This window comes from Stenotrophomonas sp. PS02298 (assembly GCF_029959445.1).
GTDB lineage: Bacteria > Pseudomonadota > Gammaproteobacteria > Xanthomonadales > Xanthomonadaceae > Stenotrophomonas.
In genome coordinates, this window is record NZ_JASCOR010000008.1 from 1 (window position 1) to 22,973 (window position 22,973).

General features: G+C 61.5%; 20 protein-coding genes and 1 pseudogene. 8 read left to right on the top strand and 13 right to left on the bottom strand.

Annotated features, from left to right (window positions below):
- Positions 1-272: 272 nt before the first annotated feature.
- The 4 genes from QMX78_RS02425 to QMX78_RS02440 are packed head-to-tail and all read left to right on the top strand — an operon-like array spanning position 273 to position 2,497.
- On the top strand, positions 273-782 hold the full coding sequence (locus QMX78_RS02425; protein WP_282266206.1) for a tail fiber protein: 510 nt from the start codon (positions 273-275) through the stop codon (positions 780-782).
- A 27-nt stretch (positions 783-809) separates the two neighbouring features.
- Entirely contained in the window at positions 810-1,343 is a 534-nt protein-coding gene (locus tag QMX78_RS02430; protein ID WP_282266208.1) for a tail fiber protein, read from the top strand.
- 50 nt (positions 1,344-1,393) lie between these two features.
- A complete protein-coding gene (locus QMX78_RS02435; RefSeq protein WP_282266210.1) occupies positions 1,394-1,936 on the top strand; it encodes a tail fiber protein in 543 nt (180 codons plus the stop codon).
- Between the two features lie 12 nt (positions 1,937-1,948).
- The gene (locus QMX78_RS02440) at positions 1,949-2,497 is read left to right on the top strand and encodes a GNAT family N-acetyltransferase (protein WP_282266212.1); all 549 of its coding nucleotides are present in this window, start codon (positions 1,949-1,951) and stop codon (positions 2,495-2,497) included.
- On the opposite strand, the gene QMX78_RS02445 is transcribed toward QMX78_RS02440, so the two are convergent.
- From QMX78_RS02445 to QMX78_RS02465, 5 genes and pseudogenes are all read right to left on the bottom strand, one after another.
- Positions 2,490-2,789 carry a hypothetical protein gene (locus QMX78_RS02445; protein WP_282266213.1) on the bottom strand — a complete coding sequence of 100 codons (300 nt, stop codon included), beginning with the start codon at positions 2,787-2,789 and terminating at the stop codon, positions 2,490-2,492. The genes QMX78_RS02440 and QMX78_RS02445 overlap by 8 nt on opposite strands.
- Positions 2,790-3,052: 263 nt before the next feature.
- Positions 3,053-4,438 (bottom strand): hypothetical protein, encoded by a 1,386-nt coding sequence (locus QMX78_RS02450; protein WP_282266215.1) that lies wholly within the window; start codon positions 4,436-4,438, stop codon positions 3,053-3,055.
- Between the two features lie 77 nt (positions 4,439-4,515).
- Positions 4,516-7,584, bottom strand: coding sequence for a TonB-dependent receptor (locus tag QMX78_RS02455; protein WP_282266216.1), 3,069 nt, complete (start codon positions 7,582-7,584; stop codon positions 4,516-4,518).
- A 113-nt stretch (positions 7,585-7,697) separates the two neighbouring features.
- Complete coding sequence (locus QMX78_RS02460) at positions 7,698-8,732, bottom strand: FecR domain-containing protein (protein WP_282266217.1); 1,035 nt, start codon at positions 8,730-8,732, stop codon at positions 7,698-7,700.
- Positions 8,733-8,740: 8 nt separating this feature from the next.
- A pseudogene (locus QMX78_RS02465) lies at positions 8,741-9,265 on the bottom strand (sigma-70 family RNA polymerase sigma factor).
- Positions 9,266-9,642: 377 nt separating this feature from the next.
- Between QMX78_RS02465 and QMX78_RS02470 the strand changes: the two are divergent.
- The gene (locus QMX78_RS02470; protein WP_282266218.1) at positions 9,643-10,314 is read left to right on the top strand and encodes a hypothetical protein; all 672 of its coding nucleotides are present in this window, start codon (positions 9,643-9,645) and stop codon (positions 10,312-10,314) included.
- A gap of 177 nt (positions 10,315-10,491) precedes the next feature.
- Here the strand turns inward: QMX78_RS02470 and QMX78_RS02475 are convergent, their stop codons facing one another.
- The 6 genes from QMX78_RS02475 to QMX78_RS02500 all read right to left on the bottom strand — a co-directional run bounded on the left by QMX78_RS02475 (position 10,492) and on the right by QMX78_RS02500 (position 18,613).
- Positions 10,492-12,537, bottom strand: a complete 2,046-nt coding sequence (locus QMX78_RS02475) for a TonB-dependent receptor (RefSeq protein ID WP_282266220.1) — start codon at positions 12,535-12,537, stop codon at positions 10,492-10,494.
- A gap of 46 nt (positions 12,538-12,583) precedes the next feature.
- Entirely contained in the window at positions 12,584-13,840 is a 1,257-nt protein-coding gene (locus QMX78_RS02480) for a DUF3526 domain-containing protein (RefSeq protein WP_282266222.1), read from the bottom strand.
- Positions 13,837-15,276, bottom strand: a complete 1,440-nt coding sequence (locus QMX78_RS02485) for a DUF3526 domain-containing protein (protein WP_282266224.1) — start codon at positions 15,274-15,276, stop codon at positions 13,837-13,839. Before QMX78_RS02485 ends, QMX78_RS02480 begins: the two co-directional genes overlap by 4 nt.
- A complete protein-coding gene (locus tag QMX78_RS02490; RefSeq protein WP_282266226.1) occupies positions 15,273-15,995 on the bottom strand; it encodes an ATP-binding cassette domain-containing protein in 723 nt (240 codons plus the stop codon). Before QMX78_RS02490 ends, QMX78_RS02485 begins: the two co-directional genes overlap by 4 nt.
- 723 nt (positions 15,996-16,718) lie before the next feature.
- Positions 16,719-17,555 carry a methylenetetrahydrofolate reductase gene (locus tag QMX78_RS02495; RefSeq protein ID WP_282266227.1) on the bottom strand — a complete coding sequence of 279 codons (837 nt, stop codon included), beginning with the start codon at positions 17,553-17,555 and terminating at the stop codon, positions 16,719-16,721.
- A gap of 122 nt (positions 17,556-17,677) precedes the next feature.
- Positions 17,678-18,613: a LysR family transcriptional regulator gene (locus tag QMX78_RS02500; RefSeq protein WP_282266228.1), complete on the bottom strand. Its 936-nt coding sequence runs from the start codon at positions 18,611-18,613 to the stop codon at positions 17,678-17,680.
- Positions 18,614-18,741: 128 nt separating this feature from the next.
- Between QMX78_RS02500 and msuE the strand changes: the two genes are divergently transcribed.
- The 3 genes from msuE (at position 18,742) to QMX78_RS02515 (ending at position 21,445) form a co-directional block, all read left to right on the top strand.
- Positions 18,742-19,329, top strand: a complete 588-nt coding sequence (gene msuE, locus QMX78_RS02505; protein WP_282266229.1) for an FMN reductase — start codon at positions 18,742-18,744, stop codon at positions 19,327-19,329.
- Between the two features lie 74 nt (positions 19,330-19,403).
- Complete coding sequence (locus QMX78_RS02510) at positions 19,404-20,387, top strand: DUF1852 domain-containing protein (RefSeq protein ID WP_282266230.1); 984 nt, start codon at positions 19,404-19,406, stop codon at positions 20,385-20,387.
- A gap of 29 nt (positions 20,388-20,416) precedes the next feature.
- Positions 20,417-21,445, top strand: coding sequence for a methionine synthase (locus QMX78_RS02515; RefSeq protein ID WP_282266232.1), 1,029 nt, complete (start codon positions 20,417-20,419; stop codon positions 21,443-21,445).
- Positions 21,446-21,558: 113 nt separating this feature from the next.
- On the opposite strand, the gene QMX78_RS02520 is transcribed toward QMX78_RS02515, so the two are convergent.
- Together QMX78_RS02520 and QMX78_RS02525 are read right to left on the bottom strand one after the other, a co-directional pair.
- The gene (locus QMX78_RS02520) at positions 21,559-22,119 is read right to left on the bottom strand and encodes a dihydrofolate reductase family protein (protein WP_282266233.1); all 561 of its coding nucleotides are present in this window, start codon (positions 22,117-22,119) and stop codon (positions 21,559-21,561) included.
- 86 nt (positions 22,120-22,205) lie between these two features.
- Positions 22,206-22,943, bottom strand: a complete 738-nt coding sequence (locus tag QMX78_RS02525; RefSeq protein ID WP_282266234.1) for a lysoplasmalogenase — start codon at positions 22,941-22,943, stop codon at positions 22,206-22,208.
- Between the last annotated feature and the right edge of the window lie 30 nt (positions 22,944-22,973).

Sequence of the window (22,973 nt, forward strand, 5' to 3'; positions counted from 1 at the left end):
CGACAGCCGACCAGCGCGTGCGCGCTGGCCCGTCCCCCTGTCTGATTGTCTGTCTTGAGCCATGCCGGGTCCGCGCTGACGCGCACGACCGTCTACCGCACCCGTGATGCGGCACTTCCCATTGAAACAGAACATGGGCTGAATAGCCACGTCATTCGTCAGGCAACAACTCTTCATCCCTCCCCGAAGTCGAATTCAGGAAGACTTGAACAGTTCATGAATATGGGGCAGATTGATCGAACGAACCTCCAAAGGATGGAAAGGGCAAGTCCATGTCTGATTTTTTTCTAGGCCAGATAACGCCGTTCGCTTTCAACTTTGCACCGAAGAACTGGGCGTTCTGCAATGGCCAACTGCTCAATATCCAGCAGAACACCGCACTGTTCTCCCTGCTCGGTACGTACTACGGCGGAAATGGCGTCAACACCTTTGCGCTGCCCAACCTGCAGGGGCGCACGCCGATGGCATACGGGGTCGGTCCGGACGGACCCATTCAGCTCGGCCAGGTGGCCGGCTGGGAGACCGTCACGTTGACGACCCCGCAGTTGCCGACGCATACCCATCTGGTCGGCGCCAGCACGAGCCCGGGCACGGTGCGCGCACCGACTGGCAACCAGTTTGCCCAGGCCCAGGTCAACATGTACGGCCAGGGTACGCCGGTCACATTGTCCACTGCCACCTGCGGTGCGGTGGGCGGCAACCAGGCGCATTCCAACATGCAACCCTATACCGCCCTCAATTTCTGCATCGCACTGTCGGGCGTCTACCCGTCCCGCAACTGAGCCTGGACCTACACGGAGCACTACTGCATGAGCGATCCCTACATCGGCGAAATCCGCCTGTTTGGCTTTCCGCGTGTCCCCCAGGGCTGGTTTGCGTGCGACGGCACGTTGTACTCCATCGCGGAATATGAGGTGCTGTACACCCTGCTCGGCACCACGTATGGCGGCAACGGGCAGACCACCTTCGGCGTGCCCGACCTGCGCGGGCGCATTCCCCTGCACTTTGGCACACTGCCAGGCGGCAGCACCTACGCTATCGGCCAGACGGCGGGCGCGGAATCGGTCACGCTGCTGGCCACACAGATGCCCGCGCACACGCACCCCGTTGTGGTCAGCGCGGCCAACGGCAGCAGCAATACGCCGGGCGCCACGCTTGTCCCCGCTGTGATCTCCGGCGACAGCCTGTACGCGGCCACGGCGCGCGATGCGACCAAGCCGCTGGCGTTCGGGCCCACGATCGTGAGTGCCACGGGTGGCGGCTTGCCCCACGAAAACATGATGCCCACCCAGACGGCGAATTACTGCATCGCCTGGTCGGGTATCTATCCGAGCCAGTCCTGACCCATTTCTGCAGGGTGGCGCCGCGCGCCCCCTGCACCACGGAGAACATCATGACGGAACCCTATGTCGGTCAGATCACCCAGTTTGGCTTTAACTTCCCGCCCTACCAGTGGGCATTCTGCGATGGCACGATCATCCAGATCCAACAGAACACGGCCCTTTTTTCGCTGCTGGGCACCACCTATGGTGGTGACGGCAAAACCACCTTCGCGCTGCCGGACTTCCGTGGCCGCGTCGTCGCCGCTCAGGGCGCCGGCCCCGGCCTGACGCCGCGGGTCATGGGCCAGTCGGACGGAAGGAGCGCTGTCACACTGACTGAGGCGGAAATGCCACGCCATACCCACCCATTCAATCTCTTTGGCCAGAACATCCAGACCGAGCGCCATACGGTCCCGCAGGCCAACGATGTGATGTCGCCACCGACCGCCACCGGCACCACGGCCTTCATCGGCAGTGACCAGGGCAGCAACACCACGCTGTCACCGCTACTGCTGGGAGTGGCCGGCGGAACCGCAGCGCACGAGAACAGACAGCCCTATCTCGCCGTCAACTTCTCGATCGCCTTGTACGGCGTATTCCCCCCGTTCTCCTGAGGCCTGCGCGGCATGCTGGCCACCGCCACCCTGCCCGCCTTCCCGACCTGCGGCATACGCGGGTCGGTTCCTGTATTTGACGATCCGCGCCTTGCCCTTATCCCGGCGGACACCTCGCACCTGCCGTGGCTGCAAGCCTTGTTTCGTCAGTCACGCTGGTGGGAAATCGAGCGCGCTGGCTGGGACAACGCGATGGGCACGGCGTTCCTCGACCAGCAGTTCACACTGCAGCACCTGCACTACGTGCGGCACTACCCGTCTGCTCAATATTGGGTCATTACCCGCGACGGCGCGCCATGCGGCCGCCTGTACGCGGACCTCGATCCCGTGCGGCACCTGCTCATCGACATCCTGCTGGACCAGCAGGTCCGCGGTAACGGTATTGGCACCCTGGCGCTCACCGTGTTGAAGGCCTCGGCTGGCAGCCACGGTTGCCCCTTGGACCTGCACGTGCAGATCGACAATCCGCGGGCGCGACATCTGTACGAACGCGAAGGCTTTGCCGTGGACGGCGCCACGGCAACACACCTGTCCATGCGCTGGTCGCCAGGCGTCAGTTGAACACGGCCTGATACAGGAAGCCCTCGCGCTCCCGCGCGATCGGCACCAGGAAGATGCCGACGGAACCAATGCGATCATGGCGCATCTGGTAGATCTGCTGCGGCAGCAGGAATGATGCGCAATGGCGGAACAGCAGCGAGAACGGCGTGCGCATGGCCTGCGTGCCGCGGACCTGCTGCGCCTGCAGCGGGCGCGCTTCCACCAGCACGAACGGAACCTCGCCCTCGGACAAGCCGGCATGGAAGGTCTCGTTCACGCAGCCAGCGAAGTGTTCAAGCGAAAGCAGTTCCATCAGCAGTCTCCATGTCGATCCCGCATCGTCGCGCGCCGCATGCATTCATGCAAGCACGCGATACGCACGCTGCACGTGCAATCGCCTCCCACCAGCGCGGTGTGATCCTGAGCATGGCCTAAGCCACCCGCCCATCCGTCTCTCGATGAGGCATGCGACGCAACGCGTGGTTAGCCGTCACTCTGGGCGGTGCCCTGCTCCGTCAACAAGTTCCAGATCACGACCGTATGAGCCGCCTTTCCTCTTTGCCAACAAACGGACCATCAGCGCACTGCCTCAGCAACACCGACGAAGATTGGGTTCGAGTAGAACCACAGATCTTCCCAGGGATCCTCGCCAGGCTCGTCCAGCAGCGCCTCGACGGCTCCGCTGTTGTTCCCGCGCACGCGCACGAAACCGCCGTGCGATGGCACTGGAAGTGACCAACGTGCCACGATCCACTCGCCTTCGAGCACCCAGGTTGTCGCGTCGAAGCCACGACGTTGCATCTGCAGGCTGCCGTCTTCGCGCTTTCCACCCACAATCAGTTCGATGCGCTTCAACACTGGGTGCTGCCCATTCGCGTTGGCACTCGTTGGCTGCCGTATCCGCGCTTCCACCTGCATTTGAGGTGAAGCGGCCAGCGTCACTGTATCGCCTGGAAAGCCGCTGACACTCCCATCCGTCACCCGAAGTTCCAGGGCGTCGATCAGGTCTCCGGTGACCGTGAACATGCGGCCGTGGCGCAAACCATCGAGGATGTCTTCGGCGTCGGGGCGCGCCAGCACATAGGTCTTGCTGTATTCCCCAGGGTCATAGTCACGTCCACCGTCGCGCAGATTCACATGCGAGTCTGAGTTCGCGGTTATCCAGAATCGAATGCCGTCCGCCAGCATCTGGTCCCAGATACCACCCACCTGCGCGGTCATCTGATCGTAGCCGCCCATGGTTGGGGCATCGGTGTTGCGGTACAGGCCCCGCTCGGAGCGGATGGCCTGATGTCCGGGTGCGCCTTCCATGCCGACCAGCACTTTCGGCGCGGCCGCATGCCAACCGCGCAGTTCTTCTGGACTTACTTCCCCCCACACGCCAAGACCGCTCGCGGTGCGCGACGGGTGGTTGATGAACATCAGCGGCGCAGGGCTCAAATCCCGCAGGTAGGCAAGTGCCGCCTGCATCTGCGCTTCGGTGTCGCGGCTGCCCTGCAGCGGCTCGCTACGGCTGAAGTCCCGCTCAGCGGCAACCAATTGCTCCATCTCCTGCGGGCCTGGCGCGATGATGAGCGAGGCGTGCTCCCCCGCCGGTACATCGAATTCCATGCCATTGAACTGGATCACCTCCGGCACATCGGCACGTGCTCGAAGCAATGCGGGATAGGCGTGGTCGCGGGTTACCGCGGAGTGGCCCGGGCCGCCATGATCGGTGTGGACCATCCAACGCAAACCGAAGGCTCTGGCCCGCGAGGCGTTATGGCTACGGCTATAGGATGAGTCACCACCGCGCACGGGCGTCGGTGGCATCGTGCTGTGGTCCCAATCCACGCTCCATTCGCTGTGCACATGGTGGTCGCCGGCCAGCCATTGGCGGTCCGTATTGCCCGAAGTTGAAGCAGGAGCGCACACCGCAGGGATTGACGCTGCAAGCAGCGCCAACATCAAGAATTTCTTCATTGCATCGCCTCTGAAAAGCGTACGACGGCATGCGGACACCTGATTGGTCCGCATGCCGATCGCAGGTAAGCCGTTCCTTAGAAGTCCGCGCGCAGGCCAAGGCTGATGCGGCGACCCGAGGTCTCATCCATGGTCGGGAACGATGGGTCCATGGTGTAGCCGCTGGTGCGTTCGTTGGTGAGGTTGATGCCTTTCAGGCTGAGCTTGATGTTGTCGGTGATGCGGTAGCCGATCGATACATCCATCTGGCCATAGGCATCGCGCCAGATCGGGTAGAGGTTGTAGCCGATCGATTCGACGTACTCGTCCTTGTGGTTGTACGACACGCGGGCATCGAAGCGGTCGTTCTCGTAGTAGGCGGTGAAATTCCAGGTCTTCTCCGACAAGCCCGGCATCGGTGTGCGGATGCCAAGGGCGGACTCACCGGCCAGTGAACTGTCCAGCATGGTGTAGTTGGCATTGATGCCGAAACCATCCAGCCAAGGTGTGAACATGTTCAACGGCAGCTGCGCGACGAGCTCGATGCCGTCGACTTCGTACGCGCCCTTGGCGTTGACCGGCTGGTACACATCGAAGTCGTAGATGCCGTTGAGGCTGCCGTTGGCGTTGTACACCGCCACGTCCTCGACCACGCCGGTCAGCGAATTGATGACTACTCCGTCAATGTTCTTGCGGAAGTAGCTGGCGGCGAACAGCGCACCATTATCGAGGTACTTCTCCAGACCGATTTCCCACTGCTTGGCGTAGGTCGGTTTCAGCGCCGGGTTGCCGTCGGTGAAACGATAGGAGCTCCAACTGGCGGTGCGTTTGTACGCGATATCGGTCAACGCCGGGCGCATCATCACCTTGGAGGCAGCCGCTCGCAGCAGCAGACCCGAGGAAAGCTCGGCGGTCATGTTGAAGCTGGGCAGCACGTCGTCGTAGCTGCCGTCCTTTGATACCGGACTGTCGGTATAGCCGGTGCTGCCGTTGGGAAGCTGGATCGGGTGGTAGCCGAACGAATCGACCTTCGTATCCACGTAGCGCGCGCCGGCGTTGACGGTGAATGGCACCTTGCCCAGGTCGAAGGCGAAGTCGGCCATGGCATAGAAGCTCATCACCTTCTCGTCGACCTGGTAGTACTGGCCCGGGTCAAAAGGCGTGTAGAAGCCATCGTAGCGGAACGCGTTACGCGCGTAGTCGTTGGAAATCTGCTGCCAGTTCAGCCCCTTGTTGGAGTAGCTTCCGCCCGGGACGATGTCGCCGATGTACTCCAGCGGACTGTCGGCCATCGTGCGGGTATTGACCCAGGCTGCGCTTCCGGCGGTTGGGCCGGTGATCTTCAACTCCCCGTACTGACGCTGCTTGGAGCGATCGGTGTAGCGCGCGCCGAACCTGACCGTGTGCAGTGCGGGCAGGAAGGCCATGTCCAGCAGGCGGGTGACATTGACCTGGCCGGCGTACTTGTCGTCCTTCACTTTTTCCAGGGTGGTCTCATACGCTTCGAACAGGTAGCGGCTCGGATCGTTATACATGTCAAAGCTGCCGGCCGCGGCAGTTGGAATCGTCTCGCCGCTGCTGCCATTCCAGCGGGTGCGCGAAGGCGCATACGCAACGTGCTTGAGATTGGAAGAGTCCGAGGTCTTCTCCGCGCCGGAATAGCCAACCAGCGCATCCACGTACCAGCTGTCGCCCTTCCAGTCCAAGGCCAGGCTGTACTGGCTGTAGTCGGTCTTGTTGATCCGCTCCTTGCTCAGCATCTCGTGCTGGGTCGCGGTGTAGGAGACATCGCGCAGCACCACCATGCCGTACTCGGACAGCGTAGTGGCGTCGTACTCGTGGATGGTGTCGAAGGTGCTGCGACTGGAGGCGGAATAGGCCGCCGCGTCATACTCGTCCTCGGTGCTGTCGTAACCGCCGACCATCGCGTCGAACGTCAGGCTGAAGTTGTTGCTTGGCTTGTACTGCAACGAACCGGTCGCGCCCCACTTGTCCTGTTCGTTGAGGTAGACGCGGTCACCGACCTTGTCCTGGAATACCACCAGGTTGGTCTGGCTGGCGTCATTGCGGTCGGTGATATTGATCCCTGCATCGCGCAGCAGCACGGCCTGCGCCTGCGTGCCGCGAGTACCGGAGGCAGTCAGGAAGCGCGAGGAGGGACGGAAATTGATGCCCGAGGTTGAATCCGTACGGTTTGTGCGTTTGGACTGCGAGTACGACACCAGCGCACCCCAGTCGCCCCAGGTGTCGGCGGCGAGGAAGGCGAAGCGCGGATCCACCTCTTCCGAGATGCTGTTGTGCGCGCCCTCGGCGGAGAACACCAGCTTGCGCTCGTTGTAGTCGAACGGCCGTGCGGTGGAGATCTTCACCGAGCCTGCGATGCCGCCCTCCTCGTCCGCTGCAGTGGGAGATTTCTGCACAGTCACCTGCTGGATGATCTCCGAGGCGAACATGTCGAATTCCACATCACGTCCGCCGCTGCCCGACGCCGTTGCCAGGTCGTTGATCGAAACATGGGTATATTCCGAAGGCAGGCCGCGCACATTGACCTTTGTCCCCAGGCCTTTGCTGCGTTCGATGGTCACACCGGGGACGCGTTGCAGTGCCTCGGCTAGGTTCTGTTCGGGAAAGTCGGCCACATCGGTGGCGACGATCGAGTCGGAGAAGCCGACGGTGGCGCGCTTGATGTCCACTGCCTGCTCAAGGCTGCGGCTGTAACTGCCGGTGACCTGGATGGTTTCCAGATTGGCAGCTTCTGCTGCGGGGGCATCGACACCGCCCTGGGCCAATGCCGCACCCGGCCCCGTCATCGTGCCCGGTGTCGCCAGCGCGGATATCGGGCCCGGCGAAGCCGTGTCCTGCGCTTCGATGGTGACCGTTGTGGCATTGAGATAGCGATAGCGCAACCCGGTGCCGGCCAGCAAGCGGCTTAGCGCCGCGTTTGCGCTCAACCCCGCGGGAATGCTCGGCGTGCGGGGATTGCCTGCATTCTGGGCGTTGTAGACGAACTGCAGGCCGGTCTGCCGTGACAAGGCGTTGAGCGCCATGTCCAACGGCTGCGAAGCGATGGCTTCGCTGGCTACGCGGTCCGGTTCAGCGGCGTTGGCACCTGCCGTGGCAGTGACATGTAGCGCAAGGGCAATGGAAAGGAACAGTGTGCGGCGCATCGTGGGATCCAGTGAGGGAATGGCGGTGGTCACAGAACAGGTTTGTTCCTGCTTTCCCCTACTACGAGTGCGCAGCGCGCCGATCGGGCACCGGTTTTTCAATGAATTTTTTCTTACAGCGCCTGCGGCGAGCGCGGACGCAAGCGCACATGGATACCGTCGGATGCACGTTGCGTCACCAGGGTTGGCTGCTGGTCAAGGAACGCGCGCAGCGATTCCACGTCATCCACACGCAGGTTCCCGGTGAGCCGCAGTGCGCCGGCTTCCTCGCTCACGTGCAGGCGCAGCGTGTTGCGCCTGTTGAAGCGGTCTGCCACATCCCGTAGTGACGCGTCCCGGAAGACAACCCTGCCCTTCCACCAAGCGGTCATGCTGGCGGCGTCTTCCTGACTCACGCGCACACGTTGGTCGCGGTAGTCCACCTGTGCCGCCTGCCCGGCGCCCAGGTTTGCAAGCATGCGCCCGTTGCCCCCGTCGCCGCGGACATGCACGCGCCCCTCGCTCACGGCGATACGGGCCTGCTCCCGGAGCAAGGACACATCGAACGTGGTACCGATGTCGGTCACCTGCAGACCTGCAGCATGTACCGAGAAAGGACGGCGATCCTTGCCGACCACGAAGCTGGCCTGCCCGCGTTCGAGCTCAACGCGTCGTCCCAGCAGGGTCATGCGAACGGATATCTCGCTTTCTGCATCCAGATGCACCAGCGTGCCATCTGCCAGGGTGATTTGTCGTGGCGCCCCATGCGCGGCTGCGTAGTATCCCGTGCGAGGCCAGGCCAGGGTTGTGATCAAGCCAAAACCCAGCATCAGCGCCGCCGCAACCGCAATGCGCGGTCGCCCCCGTGCATGGCTGATCTTCGGTACCGCAGGCTGCGCACGCGGACGCGGAGAAAAACGTATTACGTTGTGGTCGTTGCCTGCAGGTGCGGGGGCTTGTAGCAGCGACTCCACGTCGACGGGCATGGCGCGGAACGCTTCCCCAAGTGCACCGGCCACTTCGCTGATCGCCATGTATTCGCGCAGGTGCTCCGGAGAGACCAGCAACCACCGCATGAAATCGCGTTGCTGCGATGGACTGAGATCGCCCTCACGCTGCAAGGCATGCCAGTTCGCGGCGGCAATCGTCAGCGCAGACGGATGTTCCACGGCCATGCTCAGCGGCCCCCAGCCGGTTCAGCCATGACACGGCGACACGCCGAGAGGCCGCGAACTACATGCTTCTTCACCATATGCGGTGATACGCCCATGCGTTCGGCAATCTGCTTGTAGCTCAGCCCATCGCGTTATTGCATGACCAGAACCGCCCGGGTGTGTTCGGGCAGCGTCGCAAGCATGGTCTGCAGACGCTGGCTACGTTGTTCGCGTTCGGCGGCGTCTTCCACGCATTCCCCGCTGGCAAGGCTTTGGGCCGCGCCCGTGATCTCTTCGATGGACAGCGTCGACCAGCGTCGTCGAGCGGCCTGCTCACGCGCGAGGTTCTGCGCGACGGTGAACAGATACGCTTCAGGATTGGCAATCAGCTCACCCTTCCGTTCGTGGGCATGCAACAGCCGCAGATAGGTTTCCTGTACCAGATCCTCTGCATCCTGCCTTGCACCACGCCGCACGAAGAAGCCACGCAGCAATGGCGCGTGGTCTTCGAACATGCGCGCCAAGCGCCGTCTTGCCTGCTCGGCCACCTGCCTCGCCCTTACCCCTGAAGTGCGCCGCAAGGTAGGCGTCGCATGTTACGAGCGCATGACTGTCGCCTGCCCGCCGGCCTCAAACACCGACATCCAGGTCAATTCGCACTATCCCAACTGCGCTCGACCTCCGCGATCGGCCTGGAGCAGCCAATACGGGGGATCGCGGCCTGGACGAATCAACGAGTGTTCGTTGTCGCTCGACCCGCGCTCCCCTGCTCCGTCAGCTGTAGCGCGGCTTCGTCGCCTTCAGGTGCCCTTCGTCGCAATATGTTTGCAGGCCGGACGGCGGTTGCAACAAGGTGGGCCCGGGGAAGCGGACCGGCAAGCAGACATGCCCTCCGGGGCGCGGACATATTTCCTGGGGCTGACACATGCACTTTGCAAACATTGCGGTTCACATCGCGACCGGCTCCATCGCGCTCGCGTTGGGCTTCCTGATCCTGCTCAGGGAAAAAGGAACGGCCGGTCACCGGCGGCTTGGACGCGCGTTCTTCTGGATGACGTTGGTGGTCTGCTCAACGGCCGCCATCGGAACGATCTTCTTCCGGTTCCTGCCCGCATTCGCGGTGCTGAGCCTGCTGGTCCCGTATCAGCTGTTTGGCGGCTGGCGCGCGGTACGCACGCAGGGAAGCGGGCCAATGATGATTGACGCGGGGGTGTTGCTGGTCGCATTGACGCTTGCCTTGCCTTTGACGCTGGAAGTGTTGTGGCATGGCCGTCGGTTGGTGGCCGTTGACTATTCGGCGGTAGGGGCGCTTTGGTTGATACTGGCCTACGACGCTATCAAATGGACGTTTCCCCGAAACTGGTACCGCTCGATCTGGCGGTACGAGCACAGCTACAAAATGACGGCTTCGGTATTTGCCATGCTCTCGGCATTGATCGGGAATGTCGTTCGGATCGGTCAGCCTTGGTCCCAGTTGGCTCCTTCAATGATCGGCCTGATGGTCATTGCCTGGTCTTTCTTCCGACTCGGGCAACGGCAGGTGCCTGCCGGGGAATCGAACCGCACAGCGTTCGACCGAACGGATCCCTCAGTCTGAGGTCCCCAAGTCAATGCCCAACGACAACATTGCTCGACACGCGGCAGCGGCAGGCACACAGGACGGCTGCTCCGTTGATCAATCCCTATTCGTTCTAACCAGGAGAACCGGGGCCGATAGGGCTTATGGAAGCTGGCATAGCGGCCCAGCGCGCTTCCGGGAGACCAGTGAGCGAAATCACAGCTTCATGGTCACGCCAACGTAGATGGCGCGTCCTGCCGCAGGTGAGAACATGGGCTGTGCCTGTGCCCAGAAGAAACTGTCGTACCAGGCATATGCGTACTCGCGGCCAGTCGCGTTCTTGATCTGCATATCCATGCTCAATCTGGGGTTGATCTGGTACTTCGCACTCAGATCCAGCACAGCTAGATCGCCATACTTGCCCGTTACGTTGCGTTCTTCCAGGTAGTAATCGCCTTGTGCCCTGCCCTGCAGGCCGAACTGCAGTGCCGTCGTAGCCTGGTAGTCCACGCCGATGGTGCTGATATGGCGGGGGACTGCGGCAACCTCACGCCCCTTCAGCGAGAATTCGACGTCGCGACCATCGCGTACGATCTTGGCTTCCTGATACGCATGCGATGCCCATAGCGTCCAGTTGTCGCCCAGTTGCGCGCTTGCCTGCAGATCCACACCACGTCGGCGTGTCTTGCCAAGGGTCACCGTGGTGCCGGTTGCTGGCATGTTGGACGTCTCATTCTCGGCATCCTGTTGCCACAGCGCCAGCCGCGCCTGGCTTCCTGCCAATGGGCTGAACTTCAGGCCAAGCTCCATGCCGGTGTTGGTCGACGGCCGCATGGTGGCCTGCCCCGGTGTCAGGTAGGCCGGAGCGGTGGAGCCGGTCAGTACCTGGAACGTGCGGCCCCAGTTGGCATACACATTTGCCTGCGCGCCAAGTTCGTACACCAGGCTGAGCTTCGGCTGTCCGATGGTTCCGTAGCGCTGCAGTTTGCCGGTCACGCCGCCCGGCAAGCGGGTATTGCCATCAAACCGATCGACCCGGTAGGCCGGCACGATCTTCAACGCGTCGGTCGGCTGGTAAATCGCCTGCACGTAGGCGCCCCAGTTGTCGAAGGTGTGACGGTCGTCGTTCTGTACTCGCGCGGGCGCTGCATTGAAATCAGTCGGCTCGTTGTAGTCGAACCGCTGCCGGATGTAACCGTTGTCCTGGTGCTCGTAGTTCACGCCGCCTTCGACAGTCAAGTTGTCCTTGGCCTGCCAGGTCAGCGTGGTCAGCATGCCGGTCTGCTTCTCGTCCCATACGCGGCGTTGCCGCGGTGCATTGCCCGTCGGCAGGTCACTGAAGGTCACCTTGCGATCGTCTTCGTAGCGGTTGTAGTACAGCTTGCTGCTCAGGAACAGATCCGGTGCAAGCGCCAGGTCTGCATGCAGTCCGATCTGGCGCATGTCGCGTTCGTCGAAGTCATTGGCATTCCGTCGCTGCGAACCTCGCCGGTCAGCCCTGAGCTCAGCTTCAGTCATGAAGCCCGGTTCTTCGGCTTCGTGGTGATAGGTGCGCGCGGTCAGGCCGATGCGCATACCGTCATCGAGGCTGCCAAAGAACCACTTGCCGCCGACTGCGTACTTCCTCGAACTGTCATGGTCGCGATAACCGTCGGAGGCTTGTGTGCCGAAAAAGTAGTTCTGCGCGAAGTCGTTGTTTTCATGGCCTACTGCAAACTGCGCATCGCGGGTGTTGTAGCTGCCGTAAGACAGCCGGGCATCATTGTAATTGCCACCCTGACGGGTTCCGAAGTTCACGTTTCCGCCGATATTGTGCAGTCCATAGCGCGGATCGTTGGTCCCACGGACTACCTCCACATAGCTGATCTCGAGCGGGAACAGCATGTCGATGAAGCGCTGGTTGCCACTGTTGACGTTGCTGGGAACGCCATCAATCAGCGTCTTGATTGCATTGAGATAGCCCTCACCGTTGAAGCCGCGGAAGCTCACCTTGCCTGACTCGGCGCCCTGGCGGGTTTCAGTCAGCTGGATGCCGGGCATCTGTCCCAGCAACTCCCAGCTGTGCTGGACCTGCTTGTCTTCTATCTGGTCTGCACCAAGAACATCTACCGAGGTGAGTACCTGATGTGCGGTCAGCTGCCCTTCGCTGTGCCTGTGGACATCGACCTTGCCCAGCGTCAGTGCGGAATCGGAGGACTGTGCATACACAGCGGGGGCGATCAGCGCAGCGGAGATCGTGGCGGAAACAATACGGATTTTCATGAGCGGATGGCTTGAGTGGGAATGTCGACAGCGGTGTACAACGGGGTTAGCGAGCGGGTTCGAACTGAGGAGCCTGGTCGTAGTCAGCCTGGTGGAATTCCTTGTCCGTGAACAGGAAGCCGTAGAAGTAGCGACGCAGCTGTGCATGGAAATCGCGTATGCGGTCCTGGTAGGCCAGATGTGCCTGCATGTCCGTCTCCGCCATGCGGGTCAGCGCCACCTGCAGGCCGACGGGCGGAAGCGCCCAGCCCAATGTGGAGGCTGCCGCCGAACGCCGCTCTATGCCGTCGCGGTACTGTGCAGCCAGCGGCGCGACATGGTCATCGCCGTTCTGATGGAACGCCAGGTACCACTTGTAGTGAAACTCCGTGCCAAGGGGCGCAGACCCGCTCCATTCCGGATAGCGTGAATAGAAGCTGCGCATCGTCTGTTCACGGGGAATGTCCCAGGCATGGTTCACTGCCTCGCGTTGCGCGCGCGCGATCGAGGCGCCCTGCTCCACCGGTATGCCGCGTTCAATGGCGACATTGGCCACGGTCGGCGCGATCAGGGCGATCACCACCCACGCCGACGCAAGCGAGGCGGCATTGACGCCTGAGTTCCAACCGCGCCAGGCCACCAACAAGCACAGCCCGGTCCAGAACAATAGATAGGCAACGACCAAAGCCAGCACCGCGGTGATCTGCAGCAACGACACCGACTGGCTGACGGCAGCCAGTGTGAATGGAACTGCGATGCACAACCAAAGCACTGCCAGTCGCACCAGCGTCCGGCGCAGGTACAGGCCACCCATGCGCATGGGCAGGCTGCGCAGGACACGTTCGCGGCCGGACTCCATCTCCGACGAACGCAGGTCATGCATCAATGCGATGACGAACAGCGGAACCAGGAAGGTCAGCAGGAACGCGAAGTCGAAGCGGCCGGCCAGCGCCAGTTCCGGGTTGAACGCATCACCGTCGTGAATCTGCGTTTCCAGCCCAAGCGCCCGCACGCGCAACATGACGGGAGCGACATCACGCATGCCAACAGCCGCGAAAGCCAACGGCGCTGGTGGGTTCCAGGTTGGATGGAAGCTGTAGTACGCCGCTCGCCCAGCATCGGTCGACTCACCGTGTGCTGCGGAGACCGCTGCGGCGTCTTCCGCATGCAACACCGCAATGCGCGCGATAGCTGCGCGCTGACTGTCGATGCGTTGTATTCCTGACACCAGGCTGGCAACACATAGCAATGCAAGCAGTAGCAACGACGCCACCGCAATCCTGGACCGGAGCAGAAGACGGATTTCATGGAGCCAAAGATTCATCGTGCAACCCCCAGTCGGCGAGACGCCACGCCAAGCAGCATTGCGGCAGCCAGTGTCCAACCCACCAGGGTCAGCAACGGCACCAACAGTCCACGCAGTACGGCATCCCTTTCCGCTGGCCTGAACGTGAATTGAGGAATCCGATGCCATTGCGCCCGATCAACGCGCTTGCGTTGGTCAGCACCTGCGTCGCTGGCGGTATCGTCGGCATAGGACACCTCGTCCACCTGCATCTGATTCAGTTGCTGCACGATCCGGTAGCGATGTCGCTCTGCCTGGTCCAGGAAGCCAAGGTGCGCCTGCAGGTCAGTGGCAGCCGCCGCCATCGACAGCTGCCTGATCGCCAGCACTGGGCTGAGCACGGAAAACCCAGCCACCAGCCGATTCTGCTGGTTCTGGATGCTGGCGCTGTCCTGCGCGTAGCGGTTGAACAACGTCGAGGTCAGTCGCTCACCTTCCACTGCGAGCAGTCCCTTGTAATTCACCGGTAGATCTTCGATGCGGCTGACGCCGTACTGGTCCAGCACCTGTTGCCGGAAGCTGGCGAAGTACGGATCGTTTGGGTCGTGGCTGTCGCCGAGTGCACGCAGATCACGTGCGATGCCGACCTCATTCTGCAGGCGATCAGGCAGCGGGAACCATGCGTACGCTAGGTCTGGAGCAACGCGAGGTACCAGCAACGCCATCAACGTCCAGCCGCCAACCAACGCGAGCAGCGCATCGCGCCGACGTGGCAGCAGCGCCGAGACGCTGGTAACAATCAGGCACCACGCCGCGAGGTACAAGGCGTAGCCAAGCATCACGGCCAGCGCAACCGGCGCAGCCTCGGGAGCACCCAGGGCCAGCCATGCAAGTCCGGCGGATGCAGGCAGCAGGAAGATCCCGGCCACTGCCAGCAGCGCGGCCAGCTTGCCGCCGATGATGCTGCGCCGGCTCGCGCCCTGCAGCATCAACTGCCTCAGCGTACCGCGCTCGCGCTCCTGTGCCACCAGTCCATAACCCAGGAAGACCAGTACCAGCGGGGCCAGCACCTGCAGGACAAAGGCCGGTGTCAGCTGACCAAAGCGGGTCAGGATCGAGCTTTGCATGACGTCGCCGAAATTGGCGGTGTTCTGGCGGTGCCCTTCCAGGAACATGCTGCTGCCGGTAAACGGATCAACACCAGGATCAAACGCAGCCAACGGCGCTGGCAAGCGGTAGACGAAGTGGCCGTAGTGCACCACACGGTGCGGATGACGATCGGGCTGGGCCTCGAAATCTGCTTGTGCGGCGGCTTGCTGCCGCGCGCGATGCTCGGCAGCAGCCTGCATGTGGTGGAGCGACACCACAGTGGCTGTTACCGTCAACATCACCATCAGGAGGATGCCGGTCAGCGCGGTACGCTGGCGTACCAGCGCTCGCAGTTCGTTGCGGAACACCGAAGCGAGCACCGTCATGCGCGAGCTTCCCGGCCAGCGAAGTGCGCGTGCAGCGCATTGAGGTCGACGTCAGTGCGATCTACCTCGTGCACGATGCGCCCCTGGTCGAGCACACCGATCCGGTCGGCGATGTCTGCGGCACCCAGCAGGTCATGGGTGACCATCAGCACCGCGGTGCCACGTGCGCGGACCGGCTCGAGCAAGGCATGGAATTCGGCGCTTGCGCCCGGGTCAAGCCCGGACGTGGGTTCGTCAAGCAGCAGTAATGGAACCTCGCGCATCAGCGCGATCGCGATCGCAACCTTCTGTCGCATGCCCTTGGAGAAACCAGACAGACGCTGATGCCACGCAGATTGCTGCAGGCCTGCTGCGCGCAATGCATCTGCAATGGCAGCGGCGCCGTGTCGCCGACCGCTCAAGGAAAGCAGGTAGTCGGCATTCTCTACCGCAGTCAGGTGCTCATAGAGCGCAACGTTCTCCGGCAGATATGCCAACTGGGCCCGGGCTTGTTCCGGCGCGGACCATGGAACAAGTCCAGCCACGCTCACGGTACCCGCGTTTGGCCGGGTGAACCCCAGCAACACCGACAGCGTGGTCGACTTGCCTGCCCCATTGCCGCCGAGCAACGCGTAGATGGTTCCAGGAAGGAGCTGCAGCGATAGCTGCGACAGCACCGTTTTGCCGGGATAGGTAACGGTGAGATCGTTGATTTCGACGATGGGAGCGCTGGAAGTCACATGGAGTCACACAGGCGAGGGGGTCGCAGACTAACATGTAATGATATTACATTGCATTCAACTGCCGACCAGCTGGCGAACCACGCGCTGTGTTGGCGGGATCCTTTCACTGCGACATTTCCGAACCGGCGCGCGGGTCTGTTGTGGTTAGCGCACATATCACCGGAGATCTACGGTCTGGGGAGGCCCAGCGAACCCCGCAGGTTACGTTTGACATGGCGGAGTGCCTTTCGAGGGCGAGGCCAAGCCTCGCTCCGGTGAGCGTTGAACTGACGTAGCGCTACGCGCGGATAGTGGCCCGAGCGAATCGCCGGTCTTCATGGGTCAACCTGCATTGATCGGCCTGAGTAACAGCAGCAGGCTCAAGCCCAGCACGAAGACAGCCATCTGGCTGGGTAACTTCGTGGGCCACCGGGGAAGCGAAAGGAGGCGCATTCCTGGCTCAACTGCGCGTCTCCGTGGCTTGGCTGAATGTTTCCGTGCGTGGCGGCTCGGTACCGTGCGCACCTGAGTATCAACCAGTAGTTTTGAATGCCTCGTGGCTATTGCCAATCGAAGGCAGCCACACCCTCAACGAGTCCGCTGCCAACTTGAGTGTAGGCTTGCTGCACCCACTCCTCCTCGCCTTCACTGGCAGCACATTGAGAGCACCAGAGCTGGGTTCGCTGGACGCCTGGCCTCATCAGTATTCGTCTCATCGCAGATTGCCCGCACACCTCCCAATCAGCTGCGAGCACGGTATTTCTCGACCCATTCCACGGATTGCGCGATGCCGCCGAACGGGAAAATGTGCAGGTTCACTTCCCCATGGGCTTCGCCCAACCCACTGGCCAGGCGATCAACAAACCGATCCGGCCCGGCCGTTCCAAACAGCTTGCCGATCGAGATGCCGTACTTGGACCAGATCGATGCGCTGGCATTGACACCGCACATCGCCGCATAGCGCGCGAGCACCGCAACCCCTGCTGGGCCTGGCACCCCTACTCGAACTGGGTGAACGATGCCGCGCTCGCGCAGCGCTGCCAACCACGTCAACACGACGTCGGCATCAAATCCAAACTGGGTGACGATCAGCGGCGTCATGCCACGGTTCTCGATGCTGGTGCACTTTCGTTCAAGCACCTGCCAGCGCTGGCTTTCACTCATCACCGGGTGTCCTTCAGGATGCCCAGCCACGCCAACGAGGTGGATGCCAGAGCGTTCCAGCAGGCCCGCTTCAATCAACGACGTGCTATCCGCAAATGGTCCTTTGGGACTGGGCGAATCTCCAGCAATCACGAAGCAACGCGTGACACCGGCCTCTTCAACCGCACGACTGATGAACGACTCCAATTCAGCCAGTGAGACGATTCGCCGCGCGGGGACATGCAGCATGGGTTCAAAGCCCAGTTCGCGAACCGTCGCGGCAGCAGCCAACCGTACGGCATTGTCTTCACCCGCAAGGTAAGGAATGAAGATGGTAGCGCCGGGGGTTATCCGGGCAGCAGCTGCAGTCAGCGCTGGAACGGCTTTGGTGCTGACTTCCAACGAGTAGCCAGCGGTGATGTTGTGCTTGGGCATTGGGATATCGTGATGACTCAAGGTGCCTACGTGATGCGTTTCAAATGAGCCTCCCACCCTGCCCTCTCAGACCGGACGCACGAGGCAAGCGCAATGGTTGCAACAACGTCAGTGGTTGCGATTCAACGACGCTGCTTATCCGCCGCCCCCTGCCCAATGGTCGAGGCAGCCACTGCGGTTGAGTGCCGGGCCAGCTCGATGAAGGCGCGCACGTAATCGATGCTGGTGTCCGTTTCACGTGCGCCGAGGAAGATCTGTTTGGCGATCCCGCGAGCGCCCAGCCGCACCGGCACGACATCCATCCTGCTTGCATATTCTTCCACCAACCAACGTGGCAGCGCGGCCACGCCACGGCCGCTGGCCACCATCTGCACCATGATGTCGGTGGTTTCGATGGCTTTGTGCCGTCTTGGTGTGATGCCTGCCGGCAGCAGGAACTGGCTGTAGATATCCAGTCGCTCGATATCCACCGGGTAGCTGATCAGGACCTCGCGGGCCAGCTGTTGCGGCTTCACGTAAGCCGCCGACGCGAGGGGATGGTCCTTGGCCACGACCAGCACCTGCTCGTAGTCGAACACAGGCTCGAACTTCAGGCCCGGCTTGAACAAAGGGTCGGGCGTGACCAGCAGGTCGATCTCGTAGCCGAACAACGCCCCGATACCACCGAACTGGAACTTCTGCCTGACGTCCACGTCCACGTCCGGCCAATCAACCAGATAAGGCGATACCACCTTGAGCAGCCATTGGTAGCAGGGGTGGCACTCCATGCCGATGCGCAGTGCACCGCGTTCGCCCTGCGCGAACTGGCCCAGGCGCTCTTCGGCCAGGTCCAGCTGCGGCAACACCCGGTTGGCCACCGCCAACAGGTACTGCCCGGATTGGGTGAGCCGCAGGCTTCGGCCTTCACGCAGCCAGATGTCGGTACCCAGCTGCTGTTCGAGCTTGCGGATGCTGTGGCTCAGGGCTGACTGGGTCAGGTTCAACACGCCCGCGGCTGCGGTCAGCGAGCCCTGCTTTTCGACCTGCTGGACGATGCTCAGATGGATGCGCTCAAGCATGTGAATGAATTTTCTTCATGGAATGGTGAAATTAAACCATTTTACCTCATGGAAAACCGCAACTAGGATCGAACCTCACCAGCTGCTCCATTCAGCTGCCTGACGATCCAGCCCCCATGAAGGCAGAAATGACACACCCTCCCCCACTTCGCGTCGTCGCCGTTTCCGGCGGGCTGCATCGCCCCTCCAAGGCCGCAACCCTGGTCGAGCATCTATCGAAGCTGATTGCAGCCCAGGTTCACTGCGAAACCCAGCTCGTCGAGCTGGGCCAGCTTGCCCCGCACATGACCGGTACCGTCAGACGCAGCGAACTGCCCGATACGGTGGAGCTCGGACTGGCAGCAGTCGAGCAGGCGGATGTGCTGGTGGTCGCCACGCCGGTTTACCGCGGCTCTTACACGGGGCTGTTCAAGCACTTCTTCGATTTCATTCACCAGGACGCATTGATTGATACGCCGGTGTTGTTGGCCGCCACCGGCGGCAGCGAGCGCCACGCGCTGATGATCGACCACCAGCTGCGGCCACTTTTCAGCTTCTTCCAGGCACGAACCTTGCCGCTGGGCGTGTACGCGACCGACAAGGACTTCGCCGGTCACACGCTGCACAACGCGGATCTGATCCAACGCGCCAAGCTGGCGGTTGAACGCGCGTTGCCGGTGATCGAGCTGACACGCGGCACCGAAGCACGCACCGCCAGAGCCATCGTCGCTGCCTGAAAGCGAACTCCCCCACCGAATCAGCGCAGCGCTGTGCCGGCCCCTTTCCGCTGAACCTACGGTAGTGCACCGCCATGAAAGACAGTTTTGAATTCAGCCTCAAGCGTATCCGCTTCGATGAAAACTACCAGCCATTGGACAGTACGCGGTTGACAACCAACTTCGCCAATCTGGCCAGGGGCAACAGCCGCCAGGAAAACCTGCGCAATACGCTGAGGATGATAGACAACCGGTTCAACAGCCTTGCCGGTTGGGACAACCCGATGGGTGACCGCTATTCCGTTGAACTTGAGATCATCTCGGCCGAGATGGGCGTATCGGGCGTGGGCCAGGCCGATGCATTTCCGCTGATCGAGATATTGAAGACAAGCATCGTTGACCGTCAGACCAGGACACGCATCGAAGGAATCGTTGGCAACAACTTCTCGTCCTACGTGCGTGACTATGACTTCAGCGTGCTGTTGCCGGACTACAACAGCAACCGGACAGCTTTTTCCACACCGGACGACTTTGGCGACCTGCACGGAAAGCTGTTCAAGCACTTCGTGAATTCGCGCGCCTACAAGAAAAACTTCAACAAACTGCCGGTGATCTGCATCAGCGCGTCCAGCAGCAAGATCTACCACCGCACTGCCAATCACCACCCCGCGCTTGGCGTGGAGTATCTGCAGAACGAGCTTTCCTCAACCGATCAGTACTTCGCGAAGATGGGAATGCAGGTCCGCTTCTTCATGCCGCCGGACAGCGTTGCGCCACTGGCGTTCTACTTCTTTGGTGACCTGCTGGGCGACTACACCGACCTGGAACTCATCGGCACCATCAGCACGATGGAGACCTTCCAGAAGATCTACCGGCCCGAGATCTACAACGCCAACTCTGCCGCAGGAAGTGTTTACCAGCCCAGCCTGAAGCACCAGGACTACTCCCTGACAAAGATTGTCTATGACCGTGAAGAACGCAGTCAGTTGGCGATCAAGCAAGGACGCTTCACCGAAGAGCATTTCATCAAGCCGCATCGGCAGACGCTGGAACGGTGGGCCGCTGCCTGCCCGCTCTGATCACTCCAAGGAAAATGAATCTACCCGCCATGAAGAAATTGTTGCCTACCTCTACCGCCGGCAGCCTGCCAAAACCTGCCTGGCTTGCCCAGCCAGAGAAGCTCTGGTCACCGTGGAAGCTGCAGGACGAAGAATTGCTTGAAGGCAAGCAGGATGCCCTGCGTCTATCGCTGCACGAACAGTTGCAGGCAGGAATTGACATCGTCAGCGATGGTGAGCAGACCCGCCAACACTTCGTCACCACCTTCATCGAGCACCTGGATGGCGTTGACTTCGAAAAACGCGAGACGGTGCGGATCCGCAACCGTTACGACGCCAGCGTACCCACCGTCGTGGGCGACGTCAGCCGGCAGAAGCCGGTATTCGTTGAGGATGCCAAGTTCCTGCGCCAGCAGACCAGGCAGCCGATCAAATGGGCCCTACCTGGCCCGATGACAATGATCGATACGCTCTACGATGATCACTACAGGAGTCGCGAAAAACTTGCTTGGGAGTTCGCCAGAATCCTCAATCAGGAAGCCAGGGAGCTGGAGGCAGCGGGCGTTGACATCATCCAGTTCGACGAGCCCGCCTTCAATGTCTTCTTCGATGAAGTCAATGACTGGGGTGTTGCCGCACTTGAGCGAGCGATCGAAGGGCTCAAGTGCGAGACTGCCGTTCACATCTGCTACGGCTACGGCATCAAGGCCAATACCGACTGGAAGAAGACCCTGGGCTCGGAGTGGCGCCAGTATGAGGAGTCGTTCCCGAAGCTGCAGCAGTCCAACATCGACATCATCTCGCTGGAATGCCAGAACTCGCATGTTCCCATTGACCTGATCGAGCTGGTACGCGGCAAGAAGGTGATGGTGGGTGCCATCGACGTGGCCAGCGACCTCATTGAAACCCCGGAGGATGTAGCCAGTACCCTGCGCAAGGCACTGCAGTTCGTGGATGCGGACAAGCTCTATCCTTCCACCAATTGCGGCATGGCACCGCTGTCTCGGCACGTGGCCAGAGGCAAGCTGCATGCACTCAGTGCCGGTGCAGAGATCGTTCGTCGCGAACTAGTGGCCTGAACTACGTAGCCCGGGTAAGCGCAGCGCACCCGGGAAACGTGTTTGACAGGTTCGGGACGCAGGGCTTGCGGGCGCCAGATCGTGGAAGTTTTATCCTCTACTACGTCCCATCGTCAACCGCGCGCACGCCGGTAGTGCATGACAACTGCGCCGTTGCGCAGCGGCGTCGACGATATCAGCTCCAGCCGTCGTGTATTGAACAGCCCGCGCTGGTAAAGCGTCGGGCCGTGCCCGGCGATCCTCGGGTGGACGAGGAACTTGTACTCGTCGATCAGATTCAGCCGATCCAACTCGGTAGCGAGCATGCCGCTACCGAGCAGCACCCCAGCCGGCGTTGCCTCCTTGAGGTTCTGCACGCTCATGCGCAAGTCCCCGCCGATGTGGTGGCTGTTGGTCCAAGGGAACGCTGTTCGAACCGAGGACACCACGTACTTCGGCTTGACCTCCAGCCCGATCGCCCAGTCACGCATCGCCTGCGCGGCTTCCACTTCGCCGCGAGCAACTGCCGGCCAGTAGCTCTCCATCATCTCGTAGGTGACCCGTCCCCAGAGCATCGCCCCGGCTTGATCCATAAGGCGACTGAAGAAGGCGTGTGTCTCGTCGTCGGCGATGCCCTCCTGATGGTCGATGCAACCGTCCAGGGTGATGTTCAGGCTGAAGGTCAGAAGTCCCACGCGAGCGTGCTCATGGTTGGGCGTTCCACTGGATTGTCGTTCGTCGGCGGACGCATTGCAGTACCCGGCTGCTATCCCTGTCGCAATCAGCCTGCGCTTGCTTGTACCCCGGAAACTGACGAGGCGAGGATGATCTGTGCAACATAGTAGAGCGGCAACCCCCAGAGCTTGTTGCTGGCGCCCGGTGCGACGAAGCGATTGCGGGCAACAGCGATGCCCGAGATCGCAAACATCACCGCAGCAGCTGCAAGCTGCCACGTTCCAGAGGCAGCGCTTATGGCGATCGCCAAGGCGCACATGGCAATGATAGCGGTCACATACGCCATGACTGCGGCGCGATGGAAGGCTTTCAAATAGCTCCACAGCCAGGCGATTACCGCGATTCCAAGACAGCTCATCACGGCGAACGCTACCGCCAGTGCCGTGCTTGCGATGGGTAGCGATGCGAACGCCATCGCGTAAGCAACATGCGCAAGCAGGAAGCTCGCCAGGCCGAGCAGGAAGAGACGGCTCTTCTGGGACAACAGCAAGACGTCGCCCACCCACCCTAGCCCCAGTCCGACCAGGATCAATTGACCATAGACCGATGCTGTCGCGTCCAGCTGAAGCGCCAAGGCCAGGAACGCCGTACTGGCGAGGATCTTCAGCAGAACTTTGCCACGCTTCCAGCCGCGGTACTCACAGACGATCAGGACGGCACAGGCAGCAAGACAAATGACGATGGTTGAGCCTGTTGCGGTCACCATGATGGTCTGCGTTTCCCCAACGCTGCAAAGATGCCTTTTGTAAAAGGCGGGTGCTGTCGGCTGTTTCAGGGCAGCCATGGGGCAAACGAGTTCCCCGCCGACGATTCA